The sequence below is a fragment of the Mycobacterium sp. GA-2829 genome, assembly GCF_001499965.1.
In the GTDB taxonomy this organism is placed as follows: Bacteria; Actinomycetota; Actinomycetes; order Mycobacteriales; family Mycobacteriaceae; genus Mycobacterium.
Window position 1 is genome coordinate 270,166 of record NZ_LQIT01000001.1, and the last position, 15,426, is coordinate 285,591.

Below are 15,426 nucleotides of genomic sequence, written 5' to 3' on the forward strand. Positions count from 1 at the left end.
GCGTCACCACCAGCCGGTGGCGGCGGCGATCTGACGACCCAGTTCCGCGGTCATCGTGCGCATGTAGGTGGCCGAGATGTGGTGCGCATCGTGGTAGATCAACACGTTCCCCTCCACCACGCGGCAGTAATTCTCGCGGCACACCGCGTTGCTCATGTCCAGCGGTTTGAGCATCGGGAACTTCTTGACGTAGTCGAGTGTCGGGTTCCGGTCGGACAGTACCTTGGACCGTTCGACGCCGCAGGACACCGAGTCGCCGCCGTCGGCCAGGCAGTCCGCGGGGATGTACGGTTCGCCGTCGCGCACCAGCCACGGGGTGTCCCGCATGGCGAGAATCGGGATCTTCTTGCGCGACAACGCTTCCCAGATGCCGAGGTAGTTGCTCGGCATGACGTCGCCGTCCTTGATGTTCCACGGCCGCGTCGAGGTGGTGAACACGTAGTCGGGTTTGTCGGCGAGCAGTTTGGGCATCACCCGCGAGTTCCACTCATGGCACTTGGGGTACGGGCGGTTGTCGCCCATGACCAGCGGCATCTCCTCGGTGGTCAGCGGGCAGCCCATCTTGAGATAGGTGACGACCTTGAAGCCGTGCATGCGGCCGAGCAGGTCCAGGGCGGTCACCCAGTGTTCGGCGTGCGAACCGCCTGCCAGCGCGATGGTGCGCGGTGCGGTCTTGTCGCCGTAGGTGCAGTTGATGACCCCGACGTTGTCGAAGTCGCTGATGCAGCCGTCGATGGTGCTGGCGGGCAGATCCTTCTTGGCCTCGAGCACCGACGGCCGCATCGGCAGCTTCGGCACGCGCACCTTCTCGACCAGCGCCCTGGCGCCCGGATAGTCGCGCGGGTTCAGCCCGGCCAGTTCCGCACCGCTGGCCCGCTGGACGGTCACGTGCTCACGCCAGGTGAACGACGTCGCGGTCAGCGCCACCCCGAGCAGCGCGACCACCGAGCCCAGCACGATCGTCGGCCTGCGCATGCGGGTGCGCAGGGGGACCGCGGTGACCGCGGGCGCCGACGCGCGGTAGCGCAGCGGTTCCTCGATGTAGCGCATGGTCAGCCAGGCGAGCACCGCGGAGACGGCCAGCACGCCCGCGCCCTGCCAGAAGTCCACCCGGTTGTGCCCGCTGTAGGACAACCAGAAGATCAGCAGCGGCCAGTGCCACAGGTACAGCGAGTACGCCATCGACCCGAGGGTGACGAAGGGTTTGGTGGCCAGCAGCCGGTTGGGCAGCGGCAGGCGCTCGGAGCGGCCGCGGTTGGCCGCCGACAGGATGAACGCGATGGCCGCGCCGACCGGGACCAGCGCCCACGGTCCGGGAAACTCCTTGACGCCGTCGATCAGCCAGCCGCACGCCAGGATCGCGCCCAGCGCGACGGTCCCGACGACGGTGCGCAGCCACGTCGGCCATTTGACGTAGGGCACCAGCGCCCCCGCCAGCGCGCCGAGGAGCAGTTCCCACGCCCGGGCGAAGCTGTTGTAGTAGGCGGTGGCCTGATCGGTGTTGTGGGCGATCACCGCGTAGACGAACGAGGCGACGGTCAGCGCGGTGAGCAGCACGATCAGCACGGCCCGCAGGTGCCGCCGGATCACCCGGCGCAGCGGCAGCGCGACGGCGAAGATCAGCAGCAGGAAGGCGAGATAGAACTGACCCTGCACCGACATCGACCAGATGTGCTGCAGCGGGCTGACCGTCTCACCGGCCCGCAGGTAGTCCGATGCGGTGATCGCCAGTTCCCAGTTCTGGAAGTACCCGAGGCTGGCCAGGCTCTGGTCGGCGAAGGTCTCCCAGCGGGTTTCCGGCTGGATCAGGATGGTCAGCACCGCCGAGGCGGCCAGCACCACGACCAGGGCGGGCAGCAGCCTGCGGATGAGCCGGGTGACCTCGGGGACGGGGCGCAGCGGACCGCCCCGGGTGAGGACCATGCGCAGCAGCCGGCCGCCGAAGAAGAAGCCGGACAGGGCGAGGAAGACGTCGACGCCGCCGGACACCCTGCCGAACCAGATGTGGAAGACCGCGACGAGCGCGATCGCCACCCCGCGCAGACCGTCCAGATCGTGGCGGTAGAAACCTGAGGACCGGGTCCCCGTCGCGGTGTTCCGGACGGTACCCGGGTCGGTGCCAGCCGCCGGCCGGTGGGGGGCGAGGGTGTTCATGGTCGGCGGCTAATTTACCCGCTAACGGCGCACACCTCATGCCGCGCACAGTCCGGGGGCCTCCGCGGGGGGACGCATTAGTGTCGAATTCCGTGCCCGCATTGACCCCCGAACAGATCAGTGCGCTGGACGCCGCGCACGTCTGGCATCCCTACAGCACCATCGGCGCAGGCGCGTTACCGCCGGTCGTGGCGCTGGCCGCCAAGGGTGCGTGGATCACGATCGCCGACCCCGACGGAGGTGAGCCCGTCGACGTCATCGACGCGATGAGCTCGTGGTGGACGGCCATCCACGGGCACGGCCACCCCGTGCTCGACGCGGCGATCAGCGCGCAGTTGGCCACGATGAACCACGTCATGTTCGGCGGCCTCACCCACGAACCGGCCGCCCGGCTGGCGCAGCTGCTCGTGGAGATCACGCCCGCCGGTCTGGACACCGTGTTCTTCTCCGATTCGGGGTCGGTGTCGGTCGAGGTGGCGGTGAAGATGGCGCTGCAGTACTGGCGTGCGGCCGGGCGGCCCGCCAAGACGCGGCTGATGACGTGGCGCGGTGGCTACCACGGCGACACCTTCACCCCGATGAGCGTGTGCGACCCCGAGGGCGGCATGCACGACATGTGGACCGACGTGCTGACCCGTCAGGTGTTCGCGCCCCCGGTGCCACGGGACCACGACCCGGAGTACGTGGCGGCGTTCGAACGCCTGCTCGCCGAGCACGCCGACGAGGTGGCCGCGGTGATCGTCGAACCGGTGGTCCAGGGTGCGGGCGGGATGCGCTTCCACGATCCGCGCTACCTCACCGACCTGCGGGAGCTGTGCGACCGGCACGGCGTGCTCCTGATCTTCGACGAGATCGCCACCGGTTTCGGCCGCACCGGTGAGCTCTTCGCGGCCGACCACGTCGGCGTGCGGCCCGACATCATGTGTGTCGGCAAGGGGCTGACCGGCGGTTATCTGACGCTGGCCGCGACGCTGTGCACCGCGGAGATCGCCCACACCATCAGCACCGGCGACGCGGGTGCGCTGATGCACGGCCCGACGTTCATGGCCAACGCGTTGGCCTGCGCGGTCGGGGTCGCCGCCGTCGAGCTGCTGCTGGCGGGGGACTGGCGCACCACGATCGCGGCCATCGAACGCGGGCTCGCCGACGGGCTGGCCCCGGCCCGCGAGGTGCCCGGTGTCGCCGACGTGCGGGTGCTCGGCGCGGTCGGGGTCGTGCAGATGGACCGGCCGGTGGACGTGGCGACGGCGACCGCCGCGGCGCTGCGCCACCGCGTGTGGCTGCGGCCGTTCCGCAACCTCGTCTACGTGATGCCGCCGTACATCTGCACCGGTGAGGAGGTCGCGCAGATCACCTCGGCGGTGGTCGGAGTGGCGCGTGCTCTAACCTGAACGGTGTTCAATTGTCGGCTCGCCGACGTGTTCAATTCTCAAGGGAGGCGCCCGTGACCCGTGCTGGTCTGTCCCCGCTGGCCTGGCTCGACGAGGTCGCCGACCAACGGCGCGCCGCCGGGCTGCGCCGGACGCTGCGCCCCCGCCCACCGCAGGCCGCGACGGTCGACCTGGCCTCCAACGACTACCTCGGGCTGGCCACCGACCCGCGGGTGATCGAGGGCGCCGTGCGCGCCGTGCGCGAATGGGGTGCCGGCTCGACCGGTTCGCGCCTGGTCACCGGCAACACCGAACTGCACGAGGGCTTCGAGTCCGCGCTGGCGGCGTTCACCGGCGCCGAATCGGCGCTGGTCTTCTCCGCCGGCTACACCGCCAACCTCGGTGCGGTGGTCGCGCTGTCCGGCCCCGGATCGCTGCTGATCTCCGACGCGCTCACCCATGCCTCCCTCGTCGACGCCTGCCGGCTGTCCCGGGCGCGTGTGGTGGTCACCCCGCACCGCGACGTCGCCGCGGTCGATGCCGCGCTGGCCGCCCGCGACGAACAGCGCGCGGTCGTGGTGACCGATTCGGTGTTCTCGGCCGACGGGGTGCTCGCCCCGCTGCCCGAACTGCACGAGGTCTGCCGCCGTCACGGCGCCCTGCTGATCGTCGACGAGGCCCACGGCCTCGGCGTGCGCGGCGACGGCGGTCGCGGCCTGCTCGAGGAGACGGGTCTGGCCGGCGCGCCCGACGTGGTCATGACCACCACACTGTCGAAGGCGCTGGGCAGCCAGGGCGGTGTGGTGCTCGGCCCGGCCGCCGTGCGGGCGCACCTCATCGACGCCGCGCGCCCGTTCATCTTCGACACCGGTCTGGCACCCGCGGCCGTCGGCGCGGCGTGGGCGGCGCTGGACGTGCTCATCGCGGAACCGTGGCGCGCGCGGGCGGTGCTGGACAATGCCGCCGCGCTGGCCGAGGCGTGCGACGTCCCCGGTCGACCCGACTCCGCCGTCGTATCGGTGATCCTCGGCGAACCCGAGGTGGCGTTCGCGGCCGCGGCGGCATGTATGGAGCGCGGTCTGCGCGTCGGGTGCTTCCGGCCGCCGACCGTCCCCGCGGGCACCTCCCGGCTGCGGCTCACCGCGCGGGCGTCGCTGAGTCCCGACGACCTCGACACCGCCCGGCGGGTGCTGGCCGACGTGCTGAGGGCGGCCCGCGCGTGAGCGTGCTCGTGGTCACCGGAACCGGCACCGGCGTCGGCAAGACGGTGGCCACCGCCGCGCTCGCGTGTGCGGCCCGGCTGGCCGGCATCGACGTCGCGGTGTGCAAACCCGTCCAGACCGGCACCCAGGACGGTGACGACGACCTCGCCGAGGTAGGGCGGCTCTCGGGCGTCGAGGACCTGCACCCCGGCTGGCGGTACCCGGAACCGCTGGCGCCCGTCGCCGCCGCCCCCCCCCCCGGCGCCGCCCTGCCGACCCGGGCCGAGCTGATCGACCTCATCCGCGCCGCCGACGGCCCCGACCGGCTGACCCTGGTGGAGGGCGCCGGTGGGCTGCTGGTCGAACTCGGCCGCGACGGCGTCACGCTGCGCGATCTCGCCGGTGAACTCGCCGCACCCGTGCTGGTGGTCGTCGCACCGGGGCTGGGCACGCTCAACCACACCGCCCTTACCCTGGAAGCGCTTGCCGCCCAAGGTATTCCGTGTGCCGGTCTGGTGATCGGGGCGTGGCCCGCGCAACCCGGGGCGGCCGAGATCGACAACCGCGACGCGCTGGCGCGGCTGGCGACCGTACGCGCGGCGCTGCCCGCGGGTGTCGGCTCGGTCGGCGCCAACGACTTCGAACGGATCAGCGCGACGGCCTTCGACCGGACCTGGCTCACGGGTCTGCGGTAGATGGTCCACTCGGTCGAGCTGCTCTTCGATCCCGACACCGATGCGGCCGTCCGCCGGATCTGGGCCGACCTCAGCCGCGCCGGGATCCGCAGCCAGGCCGCCAACCGGTCGCCGAGCAACCGGCCCCACGTCACGCTCACCGTCGCCGACGAGATGACCGGCGGCGTCGACGACGCCCTGCGGCCGCTGCTGGAACTGCTGCCGTTCGACGGCGTGATCGGGGCGCCGATGCTGTTCGGCAGCCGGTCGCTGATCCTCGTGCGGCTGCTCGTCCCGTCGGCGCCGCTGCTGGAGTTGCACCGCGAGGTCGACCGGGTGTGCCGACCCCACCTCCCGGGCGGCCCGCTGTCGCACACGGCGCCCGGTCAGTGGACGCCGCACGTCACGCTGGCCCGCAGGCTCCCGCCCGACCAGCTGCCCGACGCGCTCGCCGTACCGGGGCTCGGCAGCGACATCGGCTGCCGGATCGTCGGGCTGCGCCACTGGGACGGCAACAACCGGATCGAGTATCCGATCAGCTGATCGCCCGCGCCCCGCGGGAGTAATTTACGCGGCAGTGGCCAAACGATCCGACGAGCAGTCCTACTGGAGTCCGGGGCGACTGCACTGGTGGACGACAACGGCGATCGCCGTCGTCGGCGCGATCGTGGGTGGCACGTCGCTGATCATGAACTTCTTCTATCACCCCGGGGCGCCGCCGACCACGATCGAGTCCGGCCACTCGGAGTTCATGAAGCTGAGCTATTCGGACCGGATCGACCGTTGCGTTCCATACATCTCGGAGCACCTCGACTCGTGGCGCGATCGGTGGCGTAGCGCGCTGACCGAGACCGGCGGCTCACACCAGAAGCCGCCGGTACCGTTCGCGGCGCTCGGCGATGCGGGCGCCTCGGGACAGGCGATCGTCAACACCTACCTCGCGGTGGTCGACTACGCCGAGAAGCTGGCGCCCACCGACGAGGGCGAGAACCTGCTCTCGTGTGTCTATTCGCCCGCTTTGAGGACGGGGCCGAGCAACGCCTATCCGGACGTCGAGGCGCTCGTCGGCAGCGGTAACGACACCCCCAAGGCCGACAACCTGGTGATCGCGGAAAGCCCCGTCTACCTGCAGGGCGAATTCGCGGGTGTCACCGCCGAGGGACGTGCGAACAAGATCGTCGAGGTGGTCATCCGCCCGGGACCGAGCGAGACCCGTCGCCAACTCGGCTTCGCGGTGGTGTCCGGTCACGACCAAGGGGTTCAGATGTGGGCGCTGACCGCATCGGTGGACGCCGGTGACCCGCGGTGGATGACCGACGTCGCCGACTACCGCGGCTTCTGATCGAGTCGGGTCTGGGCGTGCATACCGTCCACGAGCAGGTCCAGCCCGAACGTGAACCGGACCGTCGGGTCGTCGGTGAGCGGCGATTGCTCGTCGGGGAGTTCGGCGCCCGCGGCGTCCCACTGGAGACGCGACTGTTCGTCGACGGTGAAGCCGAGCACGTAGTAGACGACGGTGCGGGCCGCCAGGTCGGCGTGTTCTCGCGCGACGCCGGCGTCGGTCGCGGCGGCGGCCAACCAGCCAAGGATCCGGGTCATCGCCACCGACTTGCCCGCGGCGAAGCTCGCCGACACCAGTTCGGCGCCGTCGGTGTGGGACAGCAGCGCATCGCGCAGCGCAGTACACAGCGCCGTGACGCGGTCGGGGCGATCATCGGCCACCTCGTCGACGGAATCCAGGATGCGGTCGGCGACCGCGCCGAGGAGCTCCTGTTTGTTGGCGAAATGCCAGTACAGCGCGCCGGGGGAGACGTTGAGTTCGCGAGCCAGCCTGCGCATGGTGAGGTCGGCGATCCCGTAGTCGTCGAGGATCGCCGTCGCGGCATCGACCACGTCGTGTTTGTGCAGTTGCACGCCCCTAGCTTAACCTGAACGCCGTTCAGCTTGAACGGTGTTTAATTGTCGGCTCGGCCGACGTGTTCAATGGTCAAGAGGAGACGCAGGTGACCGACATTCTGGCCGTGGCGCGCGAGCAGGTGCTCGAACGCGGCGAGGGCCTCGATCAGGACCAGACCCTGCAGGTGCTGCAGCTGCCGGACGATCGGCTCGACGATCTTCTCGCGCTCGCGCACGAGGTCCGGATGGCGCACTGCGGCCCCGACGTCGAGGTCGAGGGCATCATCAGCCTCAAGACCGGCGGCTGCCCCGAGGACTGCCACTTCTGCTCCCAGTCCGGGCTGTTCGCCTCGCCCGTGCGCAGCGCCTGGCTCGACATCCCCAGCCTGGTCGAGGCGGCCAAGCAAACCGCCAAGACCGGTGCGACGGAGTTCTGCATCGTCGCCGCTGTCCGCGGCCCCGACGAACGCCTGCTCGCGCAGGTCGCCGCGGGGATCGAGGCCATCCGCAACGAGGTCGACATCCAGATCGCGTGCTCGCTGGGCATGCTCACCGCCGACCAGGTCGACCGCCTCGCGGAGATGGGCGTGCACCGCTACAACCACAACCTCGAGACGGCGCGGTCGTTCTTCACCAACGTGGTCACCACCCACACCTGGGAGGAGCGCTGGGACACGCTGCAGATGGTCCGCGACGCCGGCATGGAGGTCTGTTGCGGCGGCATTCTCGGCATGGGCGAGACCCTGGAGCAGCGCGCCGAGTTCGCGGCGAACCTCGCCGCCCTCGATCCGCACGAGGTGCCGCTGAACTTCCTCAACCCGCGTCCGGGCACCCCGTTCGGCGATCTCGAGGTGCTGCCCGCCGCCGAGGCGCTCAAGGCCGTCGCCGCGTTCCGGCTCGCGCTGCCGCGCACGATGCTGCGCTTCGCGGGCGGCCGCGAGATCACGCTCGGCGATCTCGGCGCCAAGAAGGGCATCCTCGGCGGCATCAACGCCGTCATCGTCGGCAACTACCTGACCACCCTGGGCCGCCCCGCCGAGGCCGATCTGGAACTCCTCGACGATCTGCAGATGCCGATCAAGGCGCTCAACGCCACCCTGTGATGGTGCCGAAGTTCAACGTCTACACTGGCGAACCCGCAGGCGGTAGCGTCCCGTCCGCCGCCCAACTGGGCCTGGAACCCCCGCGGTTCTGCGCCGAGTGCGGCCGCCGCATGGTGGTGCAGGTGCGCCCGGACGGGTGGTGGGCGAAGTGCTCGAGGCACGGCGTCTCAGATTCCACGGACTTGGAGACTCAACGGTGAATGACGGTGCGGCCCCTCGGTTTTCGCGACGACGGGCCGCACTGACCACGGTGGCCGGGCTGACGGTCGCCGGGGCGGCCACCGGGGCGCTGTGGGCGCTGCTCGCCCCGCCGGTGCGGGGTGTGGTCGCGTTGACCCGTTCCGGTGAGCGGGTGCGGGCCCACATCGGCAGCGAGGCCGACAACTTCTTCACCGCGGCGTTCCTGTTCGTCGGCATGCTCTCGGTGGTCATGGTCGTGGCGGCGGTGCTGCTGTGGCAGTGGCGGGCGCACCGCGGGCCGGTCCTGATCACCGCGCTGACCGCCGGCGGCGTGATCGGCGCGGCGGCAGCAGCAGGCGTCGGTGCGCTGCTGGCGCGATTGCGGTACGGGACCATCGACGTCGCAGGCGCCCCCGTCACCCCCGAGCACCGGGTCCACTACGTCACCGAGGCGCCCGCGGTGTTCTTCGGGCACACCCCGCTGCAGATCGCGTGCTCGCTGATCTTCGCGGCCGGGCTCGGCGCCCTGGTCTACGGGATGTGTGCGGTCGCGGCGGCGCGCGACGACCTCGGGGGCTGGCCGCCGCAGGAATCCGTACCGGTCAGCTGTCCAGGTGTGACAGCGGTCGACGCTCAACCCGTCGGCCCGCAATCACCTTCGCACTGATCATCGCCAGCCGCACCATGCCGCGGTAGGTCGACGGGTTGAACAGCGTCGGCCACTTGGTGCGCACGACGTCCTTGCTCAACGGCCGGCCCGAGAAGCGGTCCCGCAGCCAGCGCAGCGTCATCGGCGCCGACATCGGATGCAGCAGGATGTGCTCGCTGAACAGGTCGCGGTGGTAGGTGACGTGGGCGCCGCCGTTGCTGTAGGTGTCGGTCAGCGCGTCGATGTCGTCGACGGAGACGATCTTGTCGTGCACGGCCTGCACGATCAGCACGGGCGGGGTCGGCGTCGTGGTGCCGAGTTTGATGTCGTCGAAGACGTGCTGGACCTCGGGGGTCTGCAGGATCTCCTCGAGCGGCTGGTCGACCAGCTTGTCCATGTCCATGCCGACCCACCGCAGCACCGCGTGCGCTGTCGTCATCTTCTGGATGCGCAGCAGCATCGCCTTACCGGTGTCGGTGGCGTGCTCCTGGATGACCCGGTCGAGGTCGGGGTAGGTCTGCGAGAGCGCCGCGACGACCATCGCGGGCAGGCCGGAGAACAGGCTGCCGTTGAGCCGGCGGAATGCACTGCCCAGGTCGGCGACCGGCGAGCCGAGCACCGCGCCGACGATGTTGAGTTCGGGCGCGTACTCGGCGTACGCCTCCGCGGCCCATGCGCTGGCCAGGCCGCCGCCGCTGTAGCCCCACAGCCCCACCGGGGCCTGCTCGGACAGTCCGAGGCGGTCGCAGTTCAGTGCGGCGCGCAGCCCGTCGAGCACGTGGTAGCCGGGTTCGTGCGGGGCGCCCCAGATGCCGTTGCGGCCCTCATGGTCGGGCACTGAGACGGCCCAGCCCTCCGCGAGTGCGGCGGCGATCAGCAGGAACTCCGCCTGCGCCAGGGCGCCGACGGCCTTGGCGCCGCGCCGTAGCGCGTAGGAGGGGAAGCACCGGCCGGTGACGGCGTCGATCGCGCACTGGTAGGACACGATCGGGCACGGCTGCTTCGGATCGCGTTCGGTCGGGGCGACGACGGTGGTGACCGCGGCCTGCGCGTCCCCGCGGAAATCGGTGGTCCGGTAGAGCAGCTGGGTGGCGGTGAACTGCTGCGGGATCAACCCCATGAACGCCAGCTCCACGTCACGGGAGCGCAGGATGGTGCCGGGCCTGGCGTGTTCGAAGCCCGACGGCGGTTCGTAGAAGGGGTCCTCGGACGGCAGCGACGGGCGGGCACCGCGGACGATCTGCTCGTGGTGCGGCTGGCCGATCCACTCGGCGCCGGTCTCCCGCGCCACGCTGCCAAAGTCCATCCGGCCAAGGTTACTTAAGAGGTCTATAAGATTCCAACTCGACTCACCCGGGCGGACGCAGCGCGGCGAACTCGTCGGTCACGCGGTAACGGGACTCGGTGAAGCGGTACAGCGCGGGCGGACGGCCACCGGCCCGCCCCGAGCGGGCGGTGGATCCGGTGCGGGTGATGACGTTGCGGCGTTCGAGGACGCGTTGGAGGTTGGTGGCGTCCACCTGGTAGCCCAGCGCGGCGCCGTAGATGTCGCGCAGCGTCGAGATCGCGAATTCCGTTGGGGTAAGAGCGAATCCGATGTTCGTGTAGGACAGCTTCGCGGCCAGCCGGGTGTGGGCGTGCTCGACCATCGGGCGGTGGTCGAACGCCATGTCGGGCAGTTCGGCCACCGGGTGCCAGCGTGTGTCGGCGGGCAGCGCCGGCGTCGCGGGGGAGGGGACGAGTCCCAGGAATGTCGACGCGATGGTCCTGGCCCCCGGGACGCGCGAGGGGTCGGAGAACACCGCCAGCTGTTCGAGGTGGGCAACCTCACGCAGATCCACCTTTTCGGCCAACTGGCGCCGAACCGAGGTGGTCAGGTCCTCGTCGTGGCCCAACCGGCCGCCCGGCAGCGACCACCGGCCGCGTTCGGGGTCGAGCGCGCGCTGCCACAGCAGGACGTGCAGCGCAGGCTGACCCTGACCGGGTTCGAGACCGCGTATCTGGAACACGACGGCGAGCACTTCGTGTGCGGTGCTAGTATGTGGCATGTTTTCGATTATAAGTCGAAAACCGGATCGACACCGAGGAGCCCACCGTGACGCTGCTTGACGAGACCCGCTCGGCGCAGCCCGGAGCCGACGTCGCGCCCACCGAGGAGTGGGCTGCCGAGGTCCGCAGGCTGGCCCGGCAGCGCGGCGCGACCCTGCTCGCGCACAACTACCAGCTGCCGGAGATCCAGGACGTCGCCGACCACGTGGGCGACTCGCTGGCGCTGTCGCGGATCGCGGCCGAGGCGCCGGAGGACACCATCGTGTTCTGCGGGGTGCACTTCATGGCCGAGACCGCCAAGATCCTCTCGCCGGACAAGACCGTGCTGATCCCGACCGCCGAGGCCGGCTGTTCGCTCGCCGACTCCATCACCGCCGACGAACTGCGCGAATGGAAGGCCGAACACCCCGGCGCGGTCGTCGTCTCCTACGTCAACACCACTGCCGCGGTGAAGGCCGAGACCGACATCTGCTGCACCTCGTCCAACGCCGTCGACGTGGTGGCCTCCATCCCCGCCGACCGCGAGGTGCTGTTCTGCCCCGACCAGTTCCTCGGCGCCCACGTCCGCCGCGTCACCGGCCGCACCAACATGCACGTCTGGGCCGGGGAGTGCCACGTGCACGCCGGAATCAACGGCGACGAACTCGCCGATCAGGCCCGCGCCCATCCCGATGCCGAACTGTTCGTGCACCCCGAGTGCGGCTGCGCCACCTCGGCGCTCTACCTCGCCGGTGAAGGCGCGTTCCCGGCAGACCGGGTCAAGATCCTGTCCACCGGCGGCATGCTCGACGCTGCCCGGGAGAGCAAGGCCAGCCAGGTGCTGGTCGCCACCGAGGTCGGGATGCTGCACCAGCTGCGCCGCGCGGCCCCGGAGATCGACTTCCAGGCCGTCAACGACCGCGCGTCGTGCCGGTACATGAAGATGATCACCCCGGCGACCCTGCTGCGCTGCTTGACCGACGGCACCGACGAAGTCCACGTCGACGCCGAGACCGCGCGACTGGCCCGGCGCAGCGTGCAGCGGATGATCGAGATCGGTCAGCCCGGCGGCGGGGAATGACGGTGCCAGGGGGCTGGAGCGGCTGCGGCGGTTCCCCGCACTGGCAGCAGCGCGCCGACGTCGTGGTGATCGGGACCGGCGTCGGCGGCCTGGCCGCCGCGCTCGCCGCGCATCGCCACGGCCGCAGGGTCGTCGTGCTCAGCAAGGCCGGGTCGACGGCGACCGGATACGCCCAGGGCGGTATCGCGGTCGTGCTGCCCGGCACTGACGACTCGGTCGACGCGCACACCGCCGACACCGTGGCCGCCGGTGGCGGGCTGTGCGATCCGGAGGCCGTGCGCTCGATCGTCGCCGACGGGCACCGCGCCGGGCGCGGCCTGGTCGGCGACGGCGCCCGCTTCGACGAGGCCACCCCGGGCAGGTGGGCGTTGACCCGCGAGGGTGGGCACACCCGGCGCCGCATCATCCACGCCGGCGGGGACGCCACCGGCGTCGAGGTCCAGCGGGCCCTCGACCGGGCCGCGGCCGTCCTCGACATCCGCCGCAACCACGTGGCGGTGCGGGTGCTCCGGGACGAGGACGCGGTCACCGGCGTGCTGGTGCTCGGCGAGGACGGTCTCGGCGTCGTGCACGCCCCCTCGGTCGTCCTCGCCACCGGCGGGCTGGGCCACCTGTACGCGGCCACGACGAACCCCGAGGCCTCCACCGGTGACGGCGTCGCGCTGGCGCTGTGGGCCGGGGTGCCGGTCAGCGACGTCGAGTTCGTGCAGTTCCACCCGACCATGTTGTTCGACGGACCCGCGGGCGGCAGGCGTCCGCTGATCACCGAGGCGCTGCGCGGGGAGGGCGCCCGATTGGTCGACACGCACGGCGATCCGGTGACCGCGGGTGTCCACCCGATGGGCGACCTGGCACCCCGCGACGTCGTCGCCGCCGCGATCGACGCCCGCATGAAGGCCACCGGCGATCCGTGCGTCTACCTCGACGCCCGCCACCTCGACCGCGTGGCCGAGCGCTTCCCGACCGTCACCGCCGCCTGCCTGCGCGCCGGAGTGGACCCCGCGCGCGACCCCATCCCGGTCGTCCCCGGCGCGCACTACAGCTGCGGCGGTGTCGCCACCGACGTCGACGGCCGCACCACGCTGCCCGGCCTGTTCGCCGCGGGTGAGGTCGCCCGCACCGGGATGCACGGCGCCAACCGGCTGGCCTCCAACAGCTTGCTCGAAGGCCTGGTCGTCGGCGGCCGGGCCGGACGCGCGGCGGCCGAACACGCCGTCGCCGCTGGACCCACTCGTGCCGTCGCCCCAAAGCGTCTGGTGGCCGACACGCTCGACCGGCGGCAGCTGCAGATCGCGATGAGCCGCGACGCCTCCGTCGTCCGCGACGCCGACGGGTTGACCGGGCTGAGCGCCCTGCTCGCGGCGACGCAACCGCGCCCGCTGCGCACCGCCGCCGACGTCGAGGACGCCGCGCTGACGCTGACCGCCAGGGCGGTGGCCGTGGCGGCGCTGCAGCGCGCGGAGTCGCGCGGCTGCCACCACCGGGGCGATCGCCCCGACAGCGATCCGGAGCAGTCGGTGAGCAACCCCGTCGAACTGGACGACAACGGACACCCGCGAGTGAAGGTGAGGGTCGGCGCATGCTGACGAAACAACTGTCCGAGTTGGAGATCGCCGAAGCGCGTGCGGTGGTCGCGCGCGCACTGGACGAGGACCTCCGATACGGCCCCGACGTGACCACATGGGCCACCGTGCCGGCCGACGCGACCACCACCGCGGCGATGCGCACCCGCGAACCCGGCGTCGCGGCCGGTGTGGACGTGGCGCTGCTGGTGCTCGACGAGGTGCTCGGACCCGACGGCTACCACGTCCTCGACCGCGTGGAAGACGGCGCGCTGCTGGCCCCCGGCGCGGCGCTGCTGACCCTTCAGGCGCCGACTCGAGGTCTGCTGACCGCCGAGCGCACCATGCTCAACCTCGTCTCGCACCTGTCGGGCATCGCGACCGCGACCGCGGTGTGGGTGGACGCGGTGGCGGGCACCAACGCCAAGATCCGCGACACCCGCAAGACGCTGCCCGGGCTGCGGGCGCTGCAGAAGTACGCGGTGCGGGTCGGCGGCGGGGAGAACCACCGCATGGGTCTGGGTGATGCGGCGCTGATCAAGGACAACCACGTGGCCGCTGCCGGCTCGGTGGTCGCCGCGCTGCGCGCGGTGCGGGCCGCCGCGCCAGGACTGACGTGTGAGGTGGAGGTCGACTCGCTCGAACAGCTCGACGAGGTGCTCGCCGAGGACGTCGAACTGGTGCTGCTCGACAACTTCCCGGTGTGGCAGACCCAGATCGCGGTGCAGCGCCGCGACTCCCGCTCACCGCGGACGAAACTCGAGTCCTCGGGCGGGCTGACGGTGGACACCGCGGCCGAGTACGCAGGCACCGGCGTCGACTACCTGGCCGTCGGGGCGCTCACGCACTCGGTGCGGGTGCTCGACATCGGTTTGGACGTCTAAGCCGACGCGGGGCCGCGCCGCACCAGTGACAGCACCACCGCCGCCACCGCGAACAGGCCCGAGAAGGCCCGGTTGAGCAACGTCTGCTGGCGCGGCGTGTGCAACCAGCGCACGAGCCGCACCGACATGGCGGTGTAGACGCCCATCACGACCAGGTCCACCACGGTCATGGTCACGCCGATCGTCAGGTACTGCGGCAGCAGCGGGGCCGTCGGCACCACGAAGTGCGGGATGACCGCCAGGAAGAACACCAGACCCTTGGGGTTGGTGGCGTTGACGAGGAAGCCGCGGACCAGGAGCGCGGTCCGCCCGCCGGCGGCCACCTGGCCGATCTGGTCGCGCAGGTCCACCGACGCGGTCCGCCACTGCCGGACCGCCAGGTAGAGCAGATATCCGACGCCGACCCACTTGATGACCTGGAACGCGAGCACGGAGTTCGTCACGACCGCGCCCAGTCCGACCGCGACGAGGGCGAGCTGCAGCATCAGACCGACTTCCAGGCCGGCGATGCTCCAGTAGCCGCGCGCCACCCCGTGGGACAGGCCCGTCGCCATCGACTGCACGGCACCGGCGCCCGGTGACACGCTGATCATGACTGCCGCGACGAGGAAGGTCAGCCACAGGTCCCACGCCATCGGACCAG

The 15,426-nt window shown here is 71.1% G+C and carries 16 protein-coding genes; 11 read left to right on the top strand and 5 right to left on the bottom strand.

Annotated features, from left to right (window positions below):
- Window positions 1-3: 3 nt before the first annotated feature.
- Entirely contained in the window at window positions 4-2,154 is a 2,151-nt protein-coding gene (locus AU194_RS01230) for an acyltransferase family protein (protein WP_059087382.1), read from the bottom strand.
- 92 nt (window positions 2,155-2,246) lie between these two features.
- Between AU194_RS01230 and AU194_RS01235 the strand changes: the two genes are divergently transcribed.
- The 5 genes from AU194_RS01235 to AU194_RS01255 are packed head-to-tail and all read left to right on the top strand — an operon-like array spanning window position 2,247 to window position 6,742.
- Window positions 2,247-3,545: an adenosylmethionine--8-amino-7-oxononanoate transaminase gene (locus tag AU194_RS01235; protein ID WP_157575843.1), complete on the top strand. Its 1,299-nt coding sequence runs from the start codon at window positions 2,247-2,249 to the stop codon at window positions 3,543-3,545.
- A 53-nt stretch (window positions 3,546-3,598) separates the two neighbouring features.
- On the top strand, window positions 3,599-4,747 hold the full coding sequence (locus AU194_RS01240; protein ID WP_059087384.1) for an 8-amino-7-oxononanoate synthase: 1,149 nt from the start codon (window positions 3,599-3,601) through the stop codon (window positions 4,745-4,747).
- Window positions 4,744-5,421: a dethiobiotin synthase gene (bioD, locus tag AU194_RS01245; protein ID WP_059087385.1), complete on the top strand. Its 678-nt coding sequence runs from the start codon at window positions 4,744-4,746 to the stop codon at window positions 5,419-5,421. Before AU194_RS01240 ends, bioD begins: the two co-directional genes overlap by 4 nt.
- Window positions 5,422-5,943, top strand: coding sequence for a 2'-5' RNA ligase family protein (locus tag AU194_RS01250; protein WP_059087386.1), 522 nt, complete (start codon window positions 5,422-5,424; stop codon window positions 5,941-5,943).
- A 34-nt stretch (window positions 5,944-5,977) separates the two neighbouring features.
- Window positions 5,978-6,742 carry a hypothetical protein gene (locus tag AU194_RS01255; RefSeq protein ID WP_059087387.1) on the top strand — a complete coding sequence of 255 codons (765 nt, stop codon included), beginning with the start codon at window positions 5,978-5,980 and terminating at the stop codon, window positions 6,740-6,742.
- On the opposite strand, the gene AU194_RS01260 is transcribed toward AU194_RS01255, so the two are convergent.
- Window positions 6,727-7,314 carry a TetR/AcrR family transcriptional regulator gene (locus AU194_RS01260; RefSeq protein WP_059087388.1) on the bottom strand — a complete coding sequence of 196 codons (588 nt, stop codon included), beginning with the start codon at window positions 7,312-7,314 and terminating at the stop codon, window positions 6,727-6,729. The genes AU194_RS01255 and AU194_RS01260 overlap by 16 nt on opposite strands.
- Before the next feature lie 89 nt (window positions 7,315-7,403).
- On the opposite strand from AU194_RS01260, the gene bioB reads away from it, so the two are divergent.
- From bioB to AU194_RS01275, 3 genes are read left to right on the top strand one after another with little or no spacing between them, the layout of a single operon-like run.
- Window positions 7,404-8,399 (top strand): biotin synthase BioB, encoded by a 996-nt coding sequence (gene bioB / locus AU194_RS01265; RefSeq protein ID WP_059087518.1) that lies wholly within the window; start codon window positions 7,404-7,406, stop codon window positions 8,397-8,399.
- On the top strand, window positions 8,399-8,599 hold the full coding sequence (locus AU194_RS01270) for a hypothetical protein (RefSeq protein ID WP_059087519.1): 201 nt from the start codon (window positions 8,399-8,401) through the stop codon (window positions 8,597-8,599). The genes bioB and AU194_RS01270 overlap by 1 nt, the downstream gene beginning before the upstream one ends.
- Window positions 8,596-9,246, top strand: coding sequence for a DUF2567 domain-containing protein (locus AU194_RS01275; protein ID WP_059087389.1), 651 nt, complete (start codon window positions 8,596-8,598; stop codon window positions 9,244-9,246). Before AU194_RS01270 ends, AU194_RS01275 begins: the two co-directional genes overlap by 4 nt.
- Here AU194_RS01275 and AU194_RS01280 read toward each other — a convergent pair.
- Together AU194_RS01280 and AU194_RS01285 are read right to left on the bottom strand one after the other, a co-directional pair.
- Window positions 9,182-10,534, bottom strand: coding sequence for a lipase family protein (locus AU194_RS01280; RefSeq protein WP_059087390.1), 1,353 nt, complete (start codon window positions 10,532-10,534; stop codon window positions 9,182-9,184). The two genes, AU194_RS01275 and AU194_RS01280, sit on opposite strands and share 65 nt — an antisense overlap.
- Window positions 10,535-10,577: 43 nt before the next feature.
- A complete protein-coding gene (locus AU194_RS01285) occupies window positions 10,578-11,276 on the bottom strand; it encodes an NUDIX domain-containing protein (RefSeq protein WP_059087391.1) in 699 nt (232 codons plus the stop codon).
- Window positions 11,277-11,329: 53 nt separating this feature from the next.
- On the opposite strand from AU194_RS01285, the gene nadA reads away from it, so the two are divergent.
- From nadA to nadC, 3 genes are read left to right on the top strand one after another with little or no spacing between them, the layout of a single operon-like run.
- On the top strand, window positions 11,330-12,337 hold the full coding sequence (nadA, locus tag AU194_RS01290) for a quinolinate synthase NadA (RefSeq protein WP_059087520.1): 1,008 nt from the start codon (window positions 11,330-11,332) through the stop codon (window positions 12,335-12,337).
- Window positions 12,334-13,923 carry an L-aspartate oxidase gene (locus AU194_RS01295; RefSeq protein WP_059087392.1) on the top strand — a complete coding sequence of 530 codons (1,590 nt, stop codon included), beginning with the start codon at window positions 12,334-12,336 and terminating at the stop codon, window positions 13,921-13,923. The genes nadA and AU194_RS01295 overlap by 4 nt, the downstream gene beginning before the upstream one ends.
- On the top strand, window positions 13,917-14,783 hold the full coding sequence (nadC, locus tag AU194_RS01300) for a carboxylating nicotinate-nucleotide diphosphorylase (RefSeq protein WP_059087393.1): 867 nt from the start codon (window positions 13,917-13,919) through the stop codon (window positions 14,781-14,783). The genes AU194_RS01295 and nadC overlap by 7 nt, the downstream gene beginning before the upstream one ends.
- Here the strand turns inward: nadC and AU194_RS01305 are convergent.
- Window positions 14,780-15,418, bottom strand: coding sequence for a LysE family transporter (locus tag AU194_RS01305; RefSeq protein WP_059087394.1), 639 nt, complete (start codon window positions 15,416-15,418; stop codon window positions 14,780-14,782). The genes nadC and AU194_RS01305 overlap by 4 nt on opposite strands.
- Window positions 15,419-15,426 lie beyond the last annotated feature (8 nt).